Raw genomic sequence first — 15,417 nt, 5'->3', positions numbered from 1 at the left:
GGACCGGGGGCACAACCCCCAGACCATCGCCGCACAGCTCGCCGAACTACAGGGCAGCGGTGGCGGCAATGAGTGGCACAACGCGCGCCCGGAGGCGCTGATCCCCCACATTCTGGAGCGCTACCACGAGAAGCATCGCCAACAGCTGCCGGAACTGATTCGCCTCGCCACCAGGGTGGAGCTGGTACACCGCGAGCACCCGGATTGCCCCAAGGGCCTGGCGGCACACCTGGGCGGCATGTTTCAGGAGCTGGAAAGCCACATGATGAAGGAGGAACAGGTGCTGTTTCCCATGCTGCTGCGCCAGCTTTACCAGCCCGCCAGCGGGCCTATCGCCATGATGCGTTACGAGCACGATCAACACGGCATGGCACTGCAGGGGATCGACCGGCTCACCAACAGCCTGGCACTGCCCAACGATGCCTGCGACACCTGGCAGGCACTTTACTGGGAGCTGGACTGGTTTCGCGCCGACCTGATGGAGCACATCCACCTGGAGAACAATGTGCTGTTCGACACCGCCCAGCAGCTGGCAGGGGAGCACCACCATGTCTGACTACCGCAAACTCTGGTACCTGCTGATCACCGTGCTGATCGTCACCTTCTCGCTACTGGGTTATTTCGGCAAGGAGGTCTATCGCCAGGCACCGCCCATCCCCGAACAGGTGCTCAACGCCGACGGTGACACCTTATTCACCAGGAACACCATTCTCGACGGCCAGACTGCCTGGCAGTCCATCGGCGGTATGCAGCTCGGCTCCATCTGGGGCCACGGCGCCTACCAGGCCCCCGACTGGAGTGCCGACTGGCTGCACCGCGAACTGGAGAACTGGCTGGAACTGGCCGCCCAGGCGCAATACGACCAGCCATTTAGCGATCTCGGGGACAACCAGCAGGCCGAATTGCGCTTCCAGTTGAAACGCGAGTACCGGCTGAACCGGACCGAACCCGACAGCAACGTGCTGCAGTTATCGGCACTGCGCAGCGCGGCCTTCGCCCGCACTGCCGAGTACTACGACCGCCTGTTTAACGACGCCCCGGAATTGCAGGGCACCCGGGAAAGCTATGCCATGAAGGAGGCCACCCTGCCGAGCGCCGACAGGCGTGCGGACCTGACGGCATTTTTCTTCTGGACCGCCTGGGTAGCCGCCACCCAGCGCCCGGACAGCGAGGTGACCTACACCAACAACTGGCCCCACGAACCGCTGATCGACAACCGTCCCACCGGGGAAAACATCCTCTGGTCGGTGCTCAGTGTGGCGATTCTCATCGCCGGGATTGGCCTGCTGGTCTGGGGCTGGTCGTTCCTGCGCAAGGAAGAGGAAGACACCCCGCCCACCCCGGCACAGGACCCGCTCACCGGCTTCCCCCTGACCGCCTCGCAAAAGGCGCTGGGCAAATACCTGGCACTGGTGGTGGCGCTGTTCAGCTTCCAGGTGATGCTGGGGGGACTAACCGCCCACTACACCGTGGAAGGGCAGCAGTTCTACGGCTTCAATATCTCCCAATGGCTGCCCTACTCCCTGGCCCGCACCTGGCATATCCAGAGCGCGCTGTTCTGGATCGCCACCGGCTTTCTCGCCGCGGGGCTGTTCCTGGCACCGATCATCAACGGCGGCCGGGACCCGAAATACCAGAAGCTGGGGGTAGATATCCTGTTCTGGGCGCTGGTCCTGGTGGTGGGCGGTTCCTTTGCCGGCAACTGGCTCGCCATCGCCCAGATCATGCCGCCCGAACTGAACTTCTGGCTCGGCCACCAGGGTTATGAATACGTGGATCTGGGCCGCCTCTGGCAGATCGGCAAATTTGCCGGGGTCGCCTTCTGGCTGCTGTTGATGCTGCGCGGCATCCTGCCGGCCCTGCGCCAGCCCGGCGACAAGCACCTGCTGGTATTGCTCAGCGCCTCGGTGATCGCCATCGGCCTGTTCTACGGCGCCGGCCTGTTCTACGGCGAGCGCACCCACCTGTCGGTGATGGAATACTGGCGCTGGTGGGTGGTGCACCTGTGGGTGGAGGGATTCTTTGAGGTATTCGCCACCACGGCGCTGGCCTTTATCTTCTGCAACATGGGACTGGTGTCGAAGCGCATGGCCACCACCGCCAGCCTCGCTTCCGCCGTGCTGTTCATGTTGGGCGGTGTGCCCGGCACCTTCCACCACCTGTACTTCTCCGGCACCACCACCCCGGTGATGGCGGTCGGCGCCTGTTTCAGCGCCCTGGAAGTGGTGCCACTGGTGGTGCTCGGCTACGAGGCCTGGGAACACTCGCGCCTGCGCCAGCGGGCCGACTGGATGGCCCGGGTGAAATGGCCGCTGGCCTGCTTCGTGGCCGTGGCCTTCTGGAACATGATGGGTGCCGGGGTATTCGGTTTCATGATCAACCCGCCGATTTCGCTGTACTACCTGCAGGGACTCAACACCACCCCGGTTCACGCCCATGCCGCGCTGTTTGGTGTGTACGGCTTCCTGGCGCTGGGCTTCACCCTGCTGGTACTGCGCTACATCCGCCCCGGACTGGCCTTTAACGAGCAACTGATGCGCAACGGTTTCTGGTGCCTCAACGCAGGTATCGTGCTGATGATTACCACCAGCCTGCTGCCCATCGGCCTGTTCCAGTTCCACGCCAGCGCCACCCAGGGCCTCTGGTACGCCCGCAGCGAAGCCTTTATGCAGCAGGGCTTTATGGAGACCCTGCGCTGGATTCGCACCCTTGGCGACCTGGTGTTTATCTACGGTGCACTGTGCGTCAGCTGGCAGGTGGTGCGGGGTGTCTGGCCCGCCCTCGGTCGAGACCGGGCAAATCCCTTGGCAGAGGACGTCGCCCTGTGACGCCCCCCCCTACGCAATTATTGGAGAAGTCTTATGTTGAAAACCTTCAGGAAAATAACCGCCGCCATCGCCCTGTCCACCCTGCTGCTCGCAGCCTCTGCCCAGGGGGCGGAAGTGATCGGCCACGGCGATGACAACACCGGCGGCCAGGTCAGCGGCGGCTTCAGCCTGTTTCTGATCGGCGGGGCCGCGGGCGGACCCCTCGGCGCCATCGCCGGAGGTCTGCTGGGCGCCTGGGCCGGAGGAGAGGCCCAGCAGCAGGCGGGCCTCAGCGGCGACCGCTATGCGGTCAGAACCGAGCAGGGTGAAACCCTTTCATTTCGCAGCCCCAACCGGCAATTCGCCATCGGCGACCGGGTGAACATCGACGGCATTCGCCTGCAACCCGCCCATTGAGCAACGAGGCCGGTGTGTGCGCCCCCACACCGGTATCCCACCTCTCACCCCAGGGGCGCACCTTCCACCTGATGTTCGTCTCTCTGCTATGATTGCCTGTCCCCGCCACGCTGTGAGGTCGACATGGCAAACACATCCCCCCTCTACCCGTTCCCGAAGCCACCCGAACTGGGCGAACCGCAAAAAGTCGCCGAGGGTGTTTACTGGCTGCGCATGCCGCTGCCGTTCCGGCTCGATCACATCAACCTGTGGCTGCTGGAGGAGGACGATGGCTGGACCATTGTCGACACCGGGCTGGCCTCCGATGACACGGCGGAACTGTGGCTGAAACTGTGCCCGCTGCTCAGCGACAGCAAACCCATCAAACGGCTGATCGCCACCCATATGCACCCGGACCACATCGGCCTGGCCGCCTGGCTATGCCGCCACAGCGGCGCCGAGTTCTGGATGTCCCGGGGGGAGTACATGCACTGCCGCATCCTGCTGGAGGACAGCGCCCGGGAGGCGCCGGAGGAGGCCATCGACTTCTACCAGGCCGCCGGCTTCAGCGCGGAACAGCTCAACTACTACCGCTCCCGGTTTGGCGGCTTCGGCAGCATGATCCGCGGCATGCCGAGCATCTATCACCGCCTGCGGGAGGGCCAGACGTTCAGTATCAACGGCCGCGCCTGGCACATTGTCATGGGCGAGGGCCACTCGCCGGAGCACGCCTGCCTGCACTGCCCGGAGCTGGGGGTATTGATTTCCGGCGACCAGTTGCTGCCGACCATTTCCTCCAACGTCAGTGTCTGGCCCATTGAACCGGCGGGCAATCCGCTGCAGGACTGGATCGACTCCTGCCACAAGCTGCAAGCCCTGATTCCCCAAGACACCCTGGTGCTGCCCTCCCACGGCCTGCCCTTTCGCGGCGCGCTGCCGCGCCTGCAAAGCCTGATCGAGCAACATGAAAAAGATTTACAGATTGTGCTGGAGAACTGTGGCGAGCCGCAGCGGGTGGTGGATCTGTTCCCGCTGATCTTCAAATCACCAATAGGCAACTCGATGCTGGTGCTGGCCACCGGCGAGAGCTACGCCCACCTGCACTGCCTGATAGCGCGGGGCCAGCTCCGGGTGGAAAAGGATACCGATGGGGTCAACTGGTACCGGCGGGTATAAACCCGTTAGCGATTGCTCACTTCCAACATTTGCCTTTGATGCCAGGCGCCCAGCAGCCACTGCGCAACCATGGCCCCGGCCAGGGCAAACAGCATGTCCCACTGGGCATCCCAGACGTCGCCCTGGGTGCCGAGAAAGGCGGTGGAGCCGTCGCCGCCGAGCAACGCCGTCCACCACTCCAGCAACTCGTAGAAGGCACTGAGCGCCAGACAGAAACAGGTGACGAGAAAGAACAGCCAGCCGCGTTTGGCCACTGCCCCGCTGCGCCAGAGGATTTCCCGGGCCAGGATGGCGGGCACAAAGCCCTGGGCCAGGTGGCCGATGCGGTCGTAGTGATTGCGGGACAAATCGAACCAGTCAGCCATCCAGAATCCCAGCGGCACCCGCGCGTAGCTGTAGTGGGCGCCCACCACCAGGATTACGGCGTGGACAAATATCAGGTAATAACTGAGGCGGGTCAGCGGAAAGCGGTTGCGGGTCCAGGCCAGCAGCGGCAGGGCCACCACCACCGGAATGGCCTCCAGCCACCAGGTGGCGCGGTCGAAAGGGCCGACCCAGGACCAGGCCACAATCGCCAGTAGCAGCCCCAGCAACAGCAGTAATTCGCGGTTGGACGCCATCAGCTGCCCCAGCGCGGCAGCAGGGCCTGTTCAATATCCAGATGGTCGAGAATGCGCGCCACCACGAAATCCACCAGATCCTCGATGGTGCGCGGGTTCTGATAGAAGCCGGGCATGGCCGGCAACACCGTCACCCCCAACCGCGCCAGCCTGAGCATGTTTTCCAGGTGAATTTCCGACAGCGGGGTTTCCCGGGGCACCACAATCAACTGCTGCTTTTCCTTGATGGCCACATCGGCGGCGCGCTCGATCAGGTTGTTGCTGGCGCCGCAGGCGATGGCGGACAGGGTGCCGCCGCTGGCGGGGCAGATCACCATGGAGGTCGGCGCCGAGGAGCCGGAGGCCACCGGCGAAAACCAGTCGCGAGCGGTATTCAGCACGATCTGGCCCGGTTCGGCATCGAAATTGAGAGTGAGGAATTCCTCAAGCGCGTCGTCGTTGGGCAGTTCCAGTTCGGTTTCCGTTTCCACCACGATGCGGGCGGCCTCGGAGATCATGAACTGCACCTGGCAGTTGGCCTGCACCAGGCACTCCAGCAGGCGCAGGCCGTACTGGGCGCCGGAGGCACCGGTCATGGCCAGGGTGATGGAACGATCATACTCAGCCATGTCGGCGCTCCTCCAGGGCGGCGACCAGGCGGCGGTGGAAACCGCCAAAACCGCCGTTGCTCATGATCACCACGTGGCAGCCCTCCCCGGTCATGTCGAGGGTGCGCTGCACCAGCCGGTCGATATTGTGCATCACCTCGGCGGGAACCGCGCCCTTCGCCGCCACCTCCTCCAGCGACCAGCCCATATTGTCCGGCTGGAACCAGAACACCTGGTCGGCCTCGCTGACGGATTCCGCCAACTGGTTCTTGTGGATACCGAGCTTCATGGTGTTGGAGCGCGGCTCGATCACGGCAATGATTTTGTCATCGCCGACCCGCTTGCGCAGCCCCGCCAGGGTGGTGGCAATGGCGGTGGGGTGGTGGGCAAAATCGTCGTAGACGCGCACGCCGTCCACCGCCGCAATCTGCTCCATGCGCCGCTTGACCCCCCGGAATTCGCACAGGGCCTCGCTGGCTACTTCCGGCGTCACCCCCACATGGTGGGCGGCGGCAATCGCCGCCAGGCCGTTGGACATACTGTGTTCGCCGCTCTGATTCCAGTTGACGGTGCCGCGCTGTTTGCCCTGGTAGCGGACATGGAAGGAGGAGCCATCCGCGGACACCGGCTCTATCTCCCAGCTGTTGCACTCCCCCAGCGACTGATATTCCGACCAGCACCCCATCGCCAGCACTTGCTGCAGATTTTCGTCCGCCACCGGCGCCACAATCAGGCCGTGGCCGGGACTGGTGCGCACGAAATGATGAAACTGGGTCTGGATGGCCTTCAGGTCGGCAAAGATATCGGCGTGGTCAAATTCCAGGTTGTTGAGCACGACGGTGCGCGGCCGGTAGTGGACAAACTTGGAGCGCTTGTCGAAAAAGGCGCTGTCGTATTCGTCGGCTTCCACCACAAAGAAGGGCGTGCCGCCGAGCCGCGCCGACACCCCGAAATTGTTGGGCACCCCGCCGATCAGGAAACCGGGCGCCATGCCGGCGTACTCCAGAATCCAGGCCAGCATGCTGGAGGTGGTGGTTTTGCCGTGGGTGCCGGCCACCGCCAATACCCAGCGCTCGCGCAGGAAGAAGTCGCCCAGCCACTGGGGGCCGGAGGTGTAGGGAATGCCGTTGTCGAGCACATACTCCACCGCCGGGTTGCCCCGGGACAGGGCGTTGCCGATCACCACCAGGTCCGGTGGCGGGTCCAGCTGTTCCGTGCCGTACCCCTCGGTCAGTTCGATGCCGGCGTTTTCGAGCTGGGTGCTCATGGGCGGGTAGACATTGGCATCGCAGCCGGACACTTGATGCCCCGCGGCCTTGGCCAACTGGGCCAGGGAGCCCATAAACGTACCGCAAATACCCAGGATATGAATGTGCATACCGACTTACCAACCCCTCACTATTATCATCGCGGCGCAATACGCCCCCCGCCGGGGACAACATAGCCTAATTTCCTGTCCGTGCAAATCCGCCGGGCTCCACAAGCGCCGAATGGCCATAAAAAATGAAATCCCTGTCGCTTTCCAGTATCATTCGCCGCTCCTGAAAAGGGCGGTCCAACGAGGGAATCCATGCCAAAGAAGAATGCGTTTTACGCCCAGTCCGGTGGCGTCACAGCAGTCATCAATGCCAGCGCCTGCGGAGTGATTGAAACCGCCCGCAAACACAGCGACCAGATAGGGAAAGTCTACGCCGGCCACAACGGCATTATCGGCGCCCTGCGCGAAGATATGATCGACACCAGCCAGGAGTCCGCCGAGACCATCGCGGCCCTGCGCCACACCCCCGCCGGGGCGTTCGGTTCCTGCCGTTACAAGCTGAAGAGCCTGGAAGAAAACCGCGCCGAATACGAGCGCCTGATCGAGGTGTTCAAGGCCCACGACATCGGCTACTTCTTCTACAACGGCGGCGGCGATTCCGCCGACACCTGCCTGAAAGTCTCCCAGCTGTCGGAAAAAATGGGTTACCCGATCCAGGCCATCCATATTCCCAAGACCGTCGACAACGACCTGCCGTTTACCGACAACTCTCCCGGCTTTGGCTCCGTCGCCAAATACGTGGCGGTGTCCACCAAGGAGGCCAGCCTCGATGTAGCCTCCATGTGCGAATCCTCCACCAAGGTGTTCATCCTCGAAGTGATGGGCCGCCACGCCGGCTGGATTGCCGCCGCCAGCGCCCTGGCCGCCGAGGAGGCGGGCGACCCGCCGCACATTATCCTGTTCCCGGAAGTGCCCTTTCATGAGGCGGATTTCCTCGCCCGGGTGGAGCAGACGGTAAAAGAACAGGGCTACTGTGTGATCGTCGCCTCGGAGGGCGCCCAGCACAACGACGGCACCCTGATCGCCGGCTCCGCCCACACCGATGCCTTCGGCCACCAGCAACTGGGCGGCGTGGCCCCCACCCTGGCGGCGCTGATCAAGCACGAACTGGGTTACAAATACCACTGGGCGCTGGCGGACTACCTGCAGCGCTCCGCCCGCCACATCGCCTCCGCCACCGACGTGGAACAGGCCTACGCCGTGGGCCAGGCCGCCGTGGAATACGCCCTGGCGGGCAAGAACTCGGTGATGGTCACCATTGAGCGCCACAACGGCGAAGGCTACCGCTGGGAACTGGGCGAAGCCCCCCTGGACCAGGTGGCCAATATCGAGAAGAAAATGCCCAGCGACTTCATCACCCGCGACGGTTTCGGCATCACCCAGTTGGCGCGGGACTATTTGGCGCCGCTGATTGCCGGTGAGGACTATCCGCCCTACCGCAACGGCATTCCGCAATACGCCAAGCTGGTGAAGGCGCCGGTGGCGAAGAAGCTGAACACCCCATTTGACATCTGATAGTTGTAACGGACAATATCAACCGGCGGCCCGGCAGACTGGTGAAACACCATCTGCCAACGCATACGGATCCACCCACGGATAGAAGGAGTCTTTTGTGTCGATCAGCAAACGTTTTTCCCTGTTCGCCTGCACCGCCCTGGCGGCGGCAACCCTGAGCAACCCGGCCCTGGCCGGAGACAAACCCTGTGTGGCCATCGCCCCGCCCAAAGCCCAGCTGGGGCAAGGCGCCAGCGGCCAGGATCTATCGGCGCCGGTACAAAACATGCTGGTTTCCTACCTCAGCGGCCCCATGCTCGAAGTGGTGGCCCTGCAATCCCGGCTGCCCGCCCAGCTGGAGGCGGAAGCCAAACAATCCGGCTGCAACTACATGCTGTCCGCCAATGTGGATTACGAGAAGAAAAAAAGCTGGGGCAAGGCCATGTCCATCGGCGCCGGGGTGATTTCCTCCGCGCTGCCCTACGCGGGCGTGGGCGGCAGCATGGGCAGTTTTGTGGCCGCCACCACCGCGGCCAACGTGGCCAACACCGCCGCCAATGTGCAGATGCAGCAGGAGGCCATGGAGTCCCTGACCGCAGCACAGGGCACCATCCGCAAGGGCGACGCCATTGCCCTGGGCTATGAGCTGAAGAACATCCAGAACGGCTCGAAGTTGGCCGGCAATGATTTCAAAACCAAGGCGGAACAGGATGGCCAGGACCTGTTGATTCCGATGATCGAGCAGACCGCCACTGAAGTCTTCACCAAGGTCACCCAATAGCGTCGGGCGTTCACCGCCCTGAAACAGCGGGGTCCTGCAACCACCAGTTGCAGGGTCCGGTGTTCACCCTACCCTTCCAGCAGAAACGTCACCGGCCCGTCATTGCACAGGCTGACCTGCATATCGGCGCCGAAAATACCGGAGGCCACATCCGGGTAGAGGTGCTCCGCGCGGGTGACAAAATAGTTGTAGAGTTTTTCCGCCTGCTCCGGTGGGGCCGCACCGGAAAAACCGGGGCGCAGTCCCTTGCGGGTATCCGCCGCCAGGGTAAATTGCGACACCACCAGCAGGCCGCCGCTGACCTGTTCCACATTGAGGTTCATCCTGCCGTGCTCGTCGGGAAAGATGCGGTACTGCAGCACCTTGTCCTGCAGGCGATCGACATTGGCTTCGGTATCGCCCAACTGAATACCCAACAGCAGCAAAATACCGGGGCCGATCTCACCCACCTTGTCGCCGTTGACCTCGACGCTGGCGTAACTCACTCGCTGGATCAGACCTAACATCTACTGCTCACTTTTTATTGTTGGTTCACCACATTGGCGGGTGCACCCGCCAGAAAGCCGCGCAAATTGTCGGCCACTTGCCGGATCAGACGCTGTCGGGATTCCCGTGCCCCCCAGGCACAGTGCGGGGTGACAATGAGATTCGGCAGCTCGGGATTGAGCAGCGGATTGCCGTTCACCGGCGGCTCCTCGCTGAGCACATCCACCCCCGCCCCGGCGATCTCGCCATCTTCCAGCGCCTCGGCCAGCGCCTGCTCATCCACCAGGCCGCCGCGGGCACAGTTGATCAGCAGGGCGCTATTTTTCATCATCGCCAGCTGGCGCCGGCCGATCAGACCGCGGGTTTCCTCGGTGAGCGGGCAGTGCAGGCTCAACACATCCGCCTCCCGCAGCAACTGATCCAGCGGCACCCGGCCCGCCGCGTCACCGTGGCGCCAGGGCAGCGACGCCACTTTCACCGCCATGCCAAAGGCCCGGCCGATCTCCGCCACCGCCTTGCCGAGTTGCCCATAGCCGACAATGCCCAGGGTTTTGCCCGCCAGTTCCATCACCGGGAAATCCAGCAGGCAGAAGTTGCCACTGGCGGCCCAGCGACCGTCGAGGGCCGCCACGTTGTAATCCGGCAGCCGGGTGGTGAGCGCCAGAATCAGCGCCCAGGTGTGCTGCGCCACCGACCCGGTGCCGTAGCCGCTGACATTGCTGACCAGCACGCCGCGTTCACTGGCCGCCTGCAGGTCGATCACATTGGTGCCGGTGGCCAGCACGCCGATATAGCGCAGCTTCGGCGCCGCCGCGAGTTCCGCTGCACCGATGGGCGCCTTGTTGGTCAATACGATCTCGGCCTCTGCAATGCGTTCGGCCACCTGCCCTGGCCCAGAGGAAGCGTGAACCGACCATTGCAACGGCAGGCCGGTGATGGGGGCGAGACTGACATCGCCTGAGCCCAGGCTGTTTGCATCGAGAAGGACGGCTTTCATCTTTACAGTTTGAAGGTTATCTTGGCCGATGATTTTATTATTGCCCAGGAGTGTACCCGATGTCCCAGAAACCGCGTATCGCCATCGTCTATTGCCCCCGCTGCAACTGGCTGTTGCGCTCTGCCTGGCTGGCCCAGGAGTTGCTCACCACGTTTATGGACGACCTGGCGGAAGTGGCCCTGCGACCGGCGGAAACCGGCGGCGCCTTTGAAATTTTCCTCGACCAGCAATCCATCTGGGAGCGAGTGCGGGACGGCGGTTTTCCCGATGCCAAAACCCTCAAACAGCGGGTCCGCGACCAGATTGACCCGCAGCGGGCGCTGGGCCACAACGACCGCTAAAAAATCCATTGGCGGCATTGCGCGCCAATTGCACAGTTCTGGCATAATACTGCGCTTTCGCCAACCCAATAGAATAAGAAGGAAATAGTCGGATGCCTGAGAGACTTCTGGGACTCTACGAAAAGATCGTTCTCCGCCACCCGCTGGCGGTGATGATTGCCGTGTTGCTGCTGGCTGTCGCCATGGCCTTCGGGTTGCCCAACTTCAAACTGGATGCCTCGGCGGACGCCCTGACCCTGGAGCACGATACCGACCTCGACTATTTCCGCGAAACCCTGCAACACTACGGCAGCAGCGACTTCCTGGTGGTGACCTACACCCCCAAACAGGGCGACCTGTTCGACGATGCCTCGCTGGCCACCCTGGCGGAGATTCGCGACGCGCTGAAACAGATTGAAGGCGTCGCCAGCGTCACCTCCATTCTCGATGTGCCCCTGCTCTACAGCCCCATGGTGACGGTTTCCCAGCTCAAGGACGCACCTCGCACCCTGATGAGCAAGGGCACCGATCGCGACCAGGCCCGCAAGGAATTCCTGGAAAGCCCCATCTATCGCAAACTGATCCTCAGCCCGGACGGCCAGACCACCGCACTGATGGCCACCATGGAGCTGGACCGCAAGTACCTGACCCTGGTGCGCCAGCGGGATTCCCTGCGCCTGAAGCGGGACACCGAGGGACTCTCCCGGGACGAAGAGGAAGAACTGGAGCAGGTCAGCAAGGAATTTCTCGACTATCGCACCGAAAAGGCTGCGGAGGAACACCAACGGGTCGCCGAAGTACGTGAAAAAATGGCGGCCTTCAAGGATCGCGCCACCCTGTTCCTGGGCGGTCCCAGCATGATCACCGCCGACATGATTGACTTCATCAAGAGCGACCTGCGGGTGTTCGGCTCCGGCATCGTGCTGTTTATCATCGCCACCCTGGCCATTATTTTCCGCCAGGTTCGCTGGGTGGTGCTGCCGCTGTTCACCTGCGTGCTGTCGGTGGAAATCATGCTCGGCTACCTGAGCTGGATCGACTGGCGCCTGACGGTGATCTCCTCCAATTTCGTGGCACTGCTATTGATCATTACCCTGGCACTGACCATTCACCTGATCGTGCGCTACCGGGAAATGCAACTGGAATATCCCGACCGCAGCCAGATCGATCTGGTGCGCGATACCGTGGGCTACATGGCCCGCCCCTGTCTGTACACCGTGTTGACCACGGTGGTGGCGTTCGTATCGCTGGTGGTCAGCGACATCCGCCCGGTGATCGACTTCGGCTGGATGATGACCCTCGGCATCCTGCTGGCCCTCAGCCTGGCCTTTATCGTGATCCCGGCCGGCATGATGTTGATCGGCAAGGGCCGCAACAACGACAAGGGCGACAAATCCGCCGCCTACACCATGATCTTCGCGCGCTTTACCGAAAATCACGGCGGCCTGGTGCTGGGACTGGCCCTGCTGGCCGGCGTCATCAGCTGCTGGGGCATTTCCCAGCTGCAGGTGGAAAACCGCTTCATCGACTACTTCCGCTCCCACACCGAGATCTATCAGGGCCTGTCGGTGATCGACGACAAACTCGGTGGCACCACCCCGCTGGATATCATTCTCGACGCACCAGCGGTGCCCATCATGCCCACCGCGACCGAGGACGATCCGTTTGCCGACGACGCGGGCGGCGACGACCCGTTCGCCTCGGATGATCCCTTTGGCGACGACAGCGCCGACAGTCAGGCCAGCAAACCCAACAGCTACTGGTTCACCGGGGTCGGTGTTCACGACCTGCGGAAGATCCAGAATTACCTGGACGCCCTGCCGGAAGTGGGCAAGGTCAGCTCGCTGGTGACCATTGCCGACGTGGCCGAGGACCTGATGGGCCACAAACTCAACGACCTCGAACTGGCCTTCGTGCGCAACAGCCTGTCTCCGGCCAATGCGGCGCTGCTGTTTGATCCCTACATCGACGAGCAACAGAACCAGGCGCGCATCACCCTGCGCATCAAGGAAACCGGCGGCGAATTGAAGCGCCCGGAACTGCTGCGCCAGATCCGCCACTTCATCACCGAGGAAGTGGGACTGCAGGATGACCAGGTGCATTTCACCAGCCTGCTGGTGCTCTACAACAACATGCTGCAAAGCCTGTTCCGCTCCCAGATCCTGACCCTGGGCGCCGTCTTCCTGGGCGTCATGGTGATGTTCATGGTGCTGTTCCGCTCCATCTCCATCTCGGTGATCGCCATGCTGCCCAACATGCTGGCGGCCACCGTGGTACTGGGCGGCATGGGCCTGGCGGGCATTCCGCTGGACATGATGACCATCACCATCGCCGCCATCACCGTGGGTATCGGCGTGGACAACTCCATCCACTACATCACCCGCTTCAAGCGGGAGTTTGTGTTGGACCAGAATTACCTGGCATCCATGCACCGGGCCCACGCCAGTATCGGCCGGGCGCTGTTCTACACCGCCATCACCATTATCGTGGGCTTTTCCATTCTGTCCCTGTCCAACTTCATTCCCTCGGTGTACTTCGGGCTGCTCACCGGTCTGGCCATGCTGACCGCCCTGCTGGGTTCCATGACCCTGCTGCCGAAGCTGATCCTGATCTTCAAACCGCTGGGCAAATAACCTTTCCCGGCCTCGCCGGCGGCCCAGCCGCTGGCGGGGATCGGTGCAAGTGACCACCAACTGCCGACAGCGGATTACTGCTACACTTCTCGTGATATCAACCTGCTGGGAGCAGTGCGGTAGATGGATCCGACCCTAGAGCATTTTGACCCCTGGGAACTGGTGGCCGGCCTCGGCCTGTTCCTGTTCGGGATGCTGATGCTGGAACAGGCACTGCGCACCCTCGGCACCCGCTCCTTCCGGCACCTGCTGCGCGACTACACCAAGAGCCCGCTGCGCGGCGCGCTGATCGGCATGGTCACCACCGCCTGCCTACAGAGCAGCTCCATGGTGGGACTGATCGTGCTGGCCTTCGTCGGCGCCGGCATCCTCTCCATGACCAGCGCCCTCGGGGTCATTTTCGGCACCAGCGTCGGCACCACCTTTACCGGCTGGATCGTCGCCACCATCGGCTTCAAGTTGAGCCTGACGGAATATGCCATGCCGCTGCTGGCCCTCGGCACCCTCGGGGTCGTCTTCCTCAGCCCCGATTACCACCGCCACAGCCAGGCCCGCCTGCTGCTGGGTATCGGCCTGCTGCTGATGGGCCTCGACTTCATGAAAACCAGCATGGGCTTTCTGTCGGCACAGGTCTCGCCGTCGATATTCCGCGACTACCCGATCCTGCTCTACGTGCTCGGCGGGCTGGTGTTCACGGCGCTGATCCAGTCCAGTTCCGCCACGGTGATGATTGTGCTCAGTGCCATCCACGCCGGGGTACTGCCGATCACCACGGCGGCGGCCATTGTCATCGGCGCCACCATGGGTACCACCGGCACGGTGTTGATCGGCGGGGTGAAGGGCTCATCGGACAAGCGCCGGGTGGCCTTCGCCCACTTCATTTTTAACCTGGTGGTCAGCCTGATCGCCCTGCTGCTGATGCAGCCGCTGCTAAGCCTGATTACCGATACCCTGGACGTCACCGACCCGATGTATGTGGTGGTGCTGTTCCACACGCTGTTCAACAGCATCGGCATGCTGATTTTCCTGCCCATTGTGTCGCCCTTTGCCCGCTGGCTGCAGGCCCGCTTTAGCGACGACGACCTGATCGGCTGCCAGTACATCACCAAGGTGTCCCCCAGTGTCGGCGATGCCGCCACCGAGGCGATCCGCCAGGAAGTCACCCGGCTGTTTTACAAGGTGCTGGTTCTCAACCTGCGGGTGCTGCGCATCCGCCCGGAGGAGCTGCTGCTGGGCTTCAAGGGGCTGGAGGTGTACGAGCAGATCAAGCAGGCCAAATCCAGCTACGACGACCAGTATTCGGAGATCAAGCACACCGAGCAGCAGATTTTGCAGTACGCCAACCGTCTCCTCCGCGAAAAATTTGCCGAGGGAGAAACCGAGCAGGTCTCGCAGCTGGTACACGCCGCCCGGGATCTGGTGTATGGCGCCAAGAGCCTCAAGAATGTGCGCCAGAATGTGGTGGAACTGCACATGCAATCCGACGATGAGGAATTGTTTGAAACCCTGCGCCACGATACCCGCAACATCTACCGCCACCTGCTCAAGCTGCTGGAGCACACCGACCCGGTGCTGGTGGAGGAAATACACCCCCAGCTGCAGGGGGAAATCAACAGCTCCCACGATCGCCTGCACCAGTTGATCACCCGCTACGACAACAGCGATGCCATCGGCATCCCGCTGTCGTCCCTGCTCAATATCAACCGCGAACTGCTGGTGTCCAACCAGATGCTGGAAAGCGCCGTCAAGGATCTGGTTACCCTCAAATAGCCCCCGCCCCCAGCAACGCCCATTTGTCCATT

Annotated in this window: 14 protein-coding genes; 9 read left to right on the top strand and 5 right to left on the bottom strand. The window is 62.7% G+C overall.

Translation table 11 applies throughout. The features are described from left to right. The 4 genes from ABY948_RS06175 to ABY948_RS06160 form a co-directional block, all read left to right on the top strand. The coding region (locus tag ABY948_RS06175) for a hemerythrin domain-containing protein (RefSeq protein ID WP_461481645.1) at window positions 1-556 on the top strand (556 nt) is incomplete at its 5' end. Next, on the top strand, window positions 549-2,828 hold the full coding sequence (locus ABY948_RS06170) for a nitric-oxide reductase large subunit (RefSeq protein ID WP_461481644.1): 2,280 nt from the start codon (window positions 549-551) through the stop codon (window positions 2,826-2,828). The genes ABY948_RS06175 and ABY948_RS06170, both read left to right, overlap by 8 nt. Before the next feature lie 33 nt (window positions 2,829-2,861). Beyond that, entirely contained in the window at window positions 2,862-3,224 is a 363-nt protein-coding gene (locus tag ABY948_RS06165) for a hypothetical protein (RefSeq protein WP_461481643.1), read from the top strand. Window positions 3,225-3,347: 123 nt separating this feature from the next. Continuing rightward, on the top strand, window positions 3,348-4,379 hold the full coding sequence (locus ABY948_RS06160) for an MBL fold metallo-hydrolase (RefSeq protein ID WP_461481642.1): 1,032 nt from the start codon (window positions 3,348-3,350) through the stop codon (window positions 4,377-4,379). A gap of 5 nt (window positions 4,380-4,384) precedes the next feature. On the opposite strand, the gene ABY948_RS06155 is transcribed toward ABY948_RS06160, so the two are convergent. The 3 genes from ABY948_RS06155 to mpl are packed head-to-tail and all read right to left on the bottom strand — an operon-like array spanning window position 4,385 to window position 6,964. Continuing rightward, window positions 4,385-4,999: a DUF2238 domain-containing protein gene (locus tag ABY948_RS06155; protein WP_461481641.1), complete on the bottom strand. Its 615-nt coding sequence runs from the start codon at window positions 4,997-4,999 to the stop codon at window positions 4,385-4,387. Further along, window positions 4,999-5,607: a flavin prenyltransferase UbiX gene (locus tag ABY948_RS06150; protein ID WP_461481640.1), complete on the bottom strand. Its 609-nt coding sequence runs from the start codon at window positions 5,605-5,607 to the stop codon at window positions 4,999-5,001. The genes ABY948_RS06155 and ABY948_RS06150 overlap by 1 nt, the downstream gene beginning before the upstream one ends. Further along, window positions 5,600-6,964, bottom strand: coding sequence for a UDP-N-acetylmuramate:L-alanyl-gamma-D-glutamyl-meso-diaminopimelate ligase (mpl, locus tag ABY948_RS06145; RefSeq protein ID WP_461481639.1), 1,365 nt, complete (start codon window positions 6,962-6,964; stop codon window positions 5,600-5,602). Before mpl ends, ABY948_RS06150 begins: the two co-directional genes overlap by 8 nt. Window positions 6,965-7,156: 192 nt before the next feature. Here mpl and ABY948_RS06140 point away from each other — a divergent pair, with 192 nt between their 5' ends. After that, the gene (locus tag ABY948_RS06140; RefSeq protein ID WP_461481638.1) at window positions 7,157-8,419 is read left to right on the top strand and encodes a 6-phosphofructokinase; all 1,263 of its coding nucleotides are present in this window, start codon (window positions 7,157-7,159) and stop codon (window positions 8,417-8,419) included. Between the two features lie 97 nt (window positions 8,420-8,516). Then, complete coding sequence (locus ABY948_RS06135; RefSeq protein WP_461481637.1) at window positions 8,517-9,179, top strand: hypothetical protein; 663 nt, start codon at window positions 8,517-8,519, stop codon at window positions 9,177-9,179. A gap of 68 nt (window positions 9,180-9,247) precedes the next feature. Here the strand turns inward: ABY948_RS06135 and dtd are convergent, their stop codons facing one another. Together dtd and ABY948_RS06125 are read right to left on the bottom strand one after the other, a co-directional pair. Next, window positions 9,248-9,685 (bottom strand): D-aminoacyl-tRNA deacylase, encoded by a 438-nt coding sequence (gene dtd, locus ABY948_RS06130; RefSeq protein ID WP_461481636.1) that lies wholly within the window; start codon window positions 9,683-9,685, stop codon window positions 9,248-9,250. A 14-nt stretch (window positions 9,686-9,699) separates the two neighbouring features. After that, window positions 9,700-10,662 carry a 2-hydroxyacid dehydrogenase gene (locus tag ABY948_RS06125; protein ID WP_461481635.1) on the bottom strand — a complete coding sequence of 321 codons (963 nt, stop codon included), beginning with the start codon at window positions 10,660-10,662 and terminating at the stop codon, window positions 9,700-9,702. 59 nt (window positions 10,663-10,721) lie between these two features. On the opposite strand from ABY948_RS06125, the gene ABY948_RS06120 reads away from it, so the two are divergent. From ABY948_RS06120 to ABY948_RS06110, 3 genes are all read left to right on the top strand, one after another. Beyond that, window positions 10,722-11,003, top strand: a complete 282-nt coding sequence (locus ABY948_RS06120) for an Rdx family protein (RefSeq protein WP_461481634.1) — start codon at window positions 10,722-10,724, stop codon at window positions 11,001-11,003. 92 nt (window positions 11,004-11,095) lie between these two features. Next, complete coding sequence (locus ABY948_RS06115; RefSeq protein WP_461481633.1) at window positions 11,096-13,615, top strand: efflux RND transporter permease subunit; 2,520 nt, start codon at window positions 11,096-11,098, stop codon at window positions 13,613-13,615. Between the two features lie 123 nt (window positions 13,616-13,738). Continuing rightward, a complete protein-coding gene (locus ABY948_RS06110; protein ID WP_461481632.1) occupies window positions 13,739-15,385 on the top strand; it encodes a Na/Pi cotransporter family protein in 1,647 nt (548 codons plus the stop codon). Window positions 15,386-15,417: the final 32 nt, after the last annotated feature.

The organism is Porticoccus sp. (assembly GCF_041592135.1).
In the GTDB taxonomy this organism is placed as follows: domain Bacteria; phylum Pseudomonadota; class Gammaproteobacteria; order Pseudomonadales; family Porticoccaceae; genus Porticoccus.
The sequence above is the reverse complement of the archived record's forward strand: the minus strand, read 5'-3'. Positions and strand labels throughout refer to the sequence as shown.

Excerpts from the sequence above, each read along its gene's own strand:
- ABY948_RS06170 (WP_461481644.1), top strand. The coding sequence starts at position 549 with ATGTCTGACTACCGCAAACTCTGGTACCTGCTGATCACCGTGCTGATC.
- ABY948_RS06165 (WP_461481643.1), top strand. The coding sequence starts at position 2,862 with ATGTTGAAAACCTTCAGGAAAATAACCGCCGCCATCGCCCTGTCCACC.
- ABY948_RS06160 (WP_461481642.1), top strand. The coding sequence starts at position 3,348 with ATGGCAAACACATCCCCCCTCTACCCGTTCCCGAAGCCACCCGAACTG.
- ABY948_RS06155 (WP_461481641.1), bottom strand. The coding sequence starts at position 4,999 with ATGGCGTCCAACCGCGAATTACTGCTGTTGCTGGGGCTGCTACTGGCG.
- ABY948_RS06150 (WP_461481640.1), bottom strand. The coding sequence starts at position 5,607 with ATGGCTGAGTATGATCGTTCCATCACCCTGGCCATGACCGGTGCCTCC.
- mpl (WP_461481639.1), bottom strand. The coding sequence starts at position 6,964 with ATGCACATTCATATCCTGGGTATTTGCGGTACGTTTATGGGCTCCCTG.
- ABY948_RS06140 (WP_461481638.1), top strand. The coding sequence starts at position 7,157 with ATGCCAAAGAAGAATGCGTTTTACGCCCAGTCCGGTGGCGTCACAGCA.
- dtd (WP_461481636.1), bottom strand. The coding sequence starts at position 9,685 with ATGTTAGGTCTGATCCAGCGAGTGAGTTACGCCAGCGTCGAGGTCAAC.
- ABY948_RS06125 (WP_461481635.1), bottom strand. The coding sequence starts at position 10,662 with ATGAAAGCCGTCCTTCTCGATGCAAACAGCCTGGGCTCAGGCGATGTC.
- ABY948_RS06120 (WP_461481634.1), top strand. The coding sequence starts at position 10,722 with ATGTCCCAGAAACCGCGTATCGCCATCGTCTATTGCCCCCGCTGCAAC.
- ABY948_RS06115 (WP_461481633.1), top strand. The coding sequence starts at position 11,096 with ATGCCTGAGAGACTTCTGGGACTCTACGAAAAGATCGTTCTCCGCCAC.
- ABY948_RS06110 (WP_461481632.1), top strand. The coding sequence starts at position 13,739 with ATGGATCCGACCCTAGAGCATTTTGACCCCTGGGAACTGGTGGCCGGC.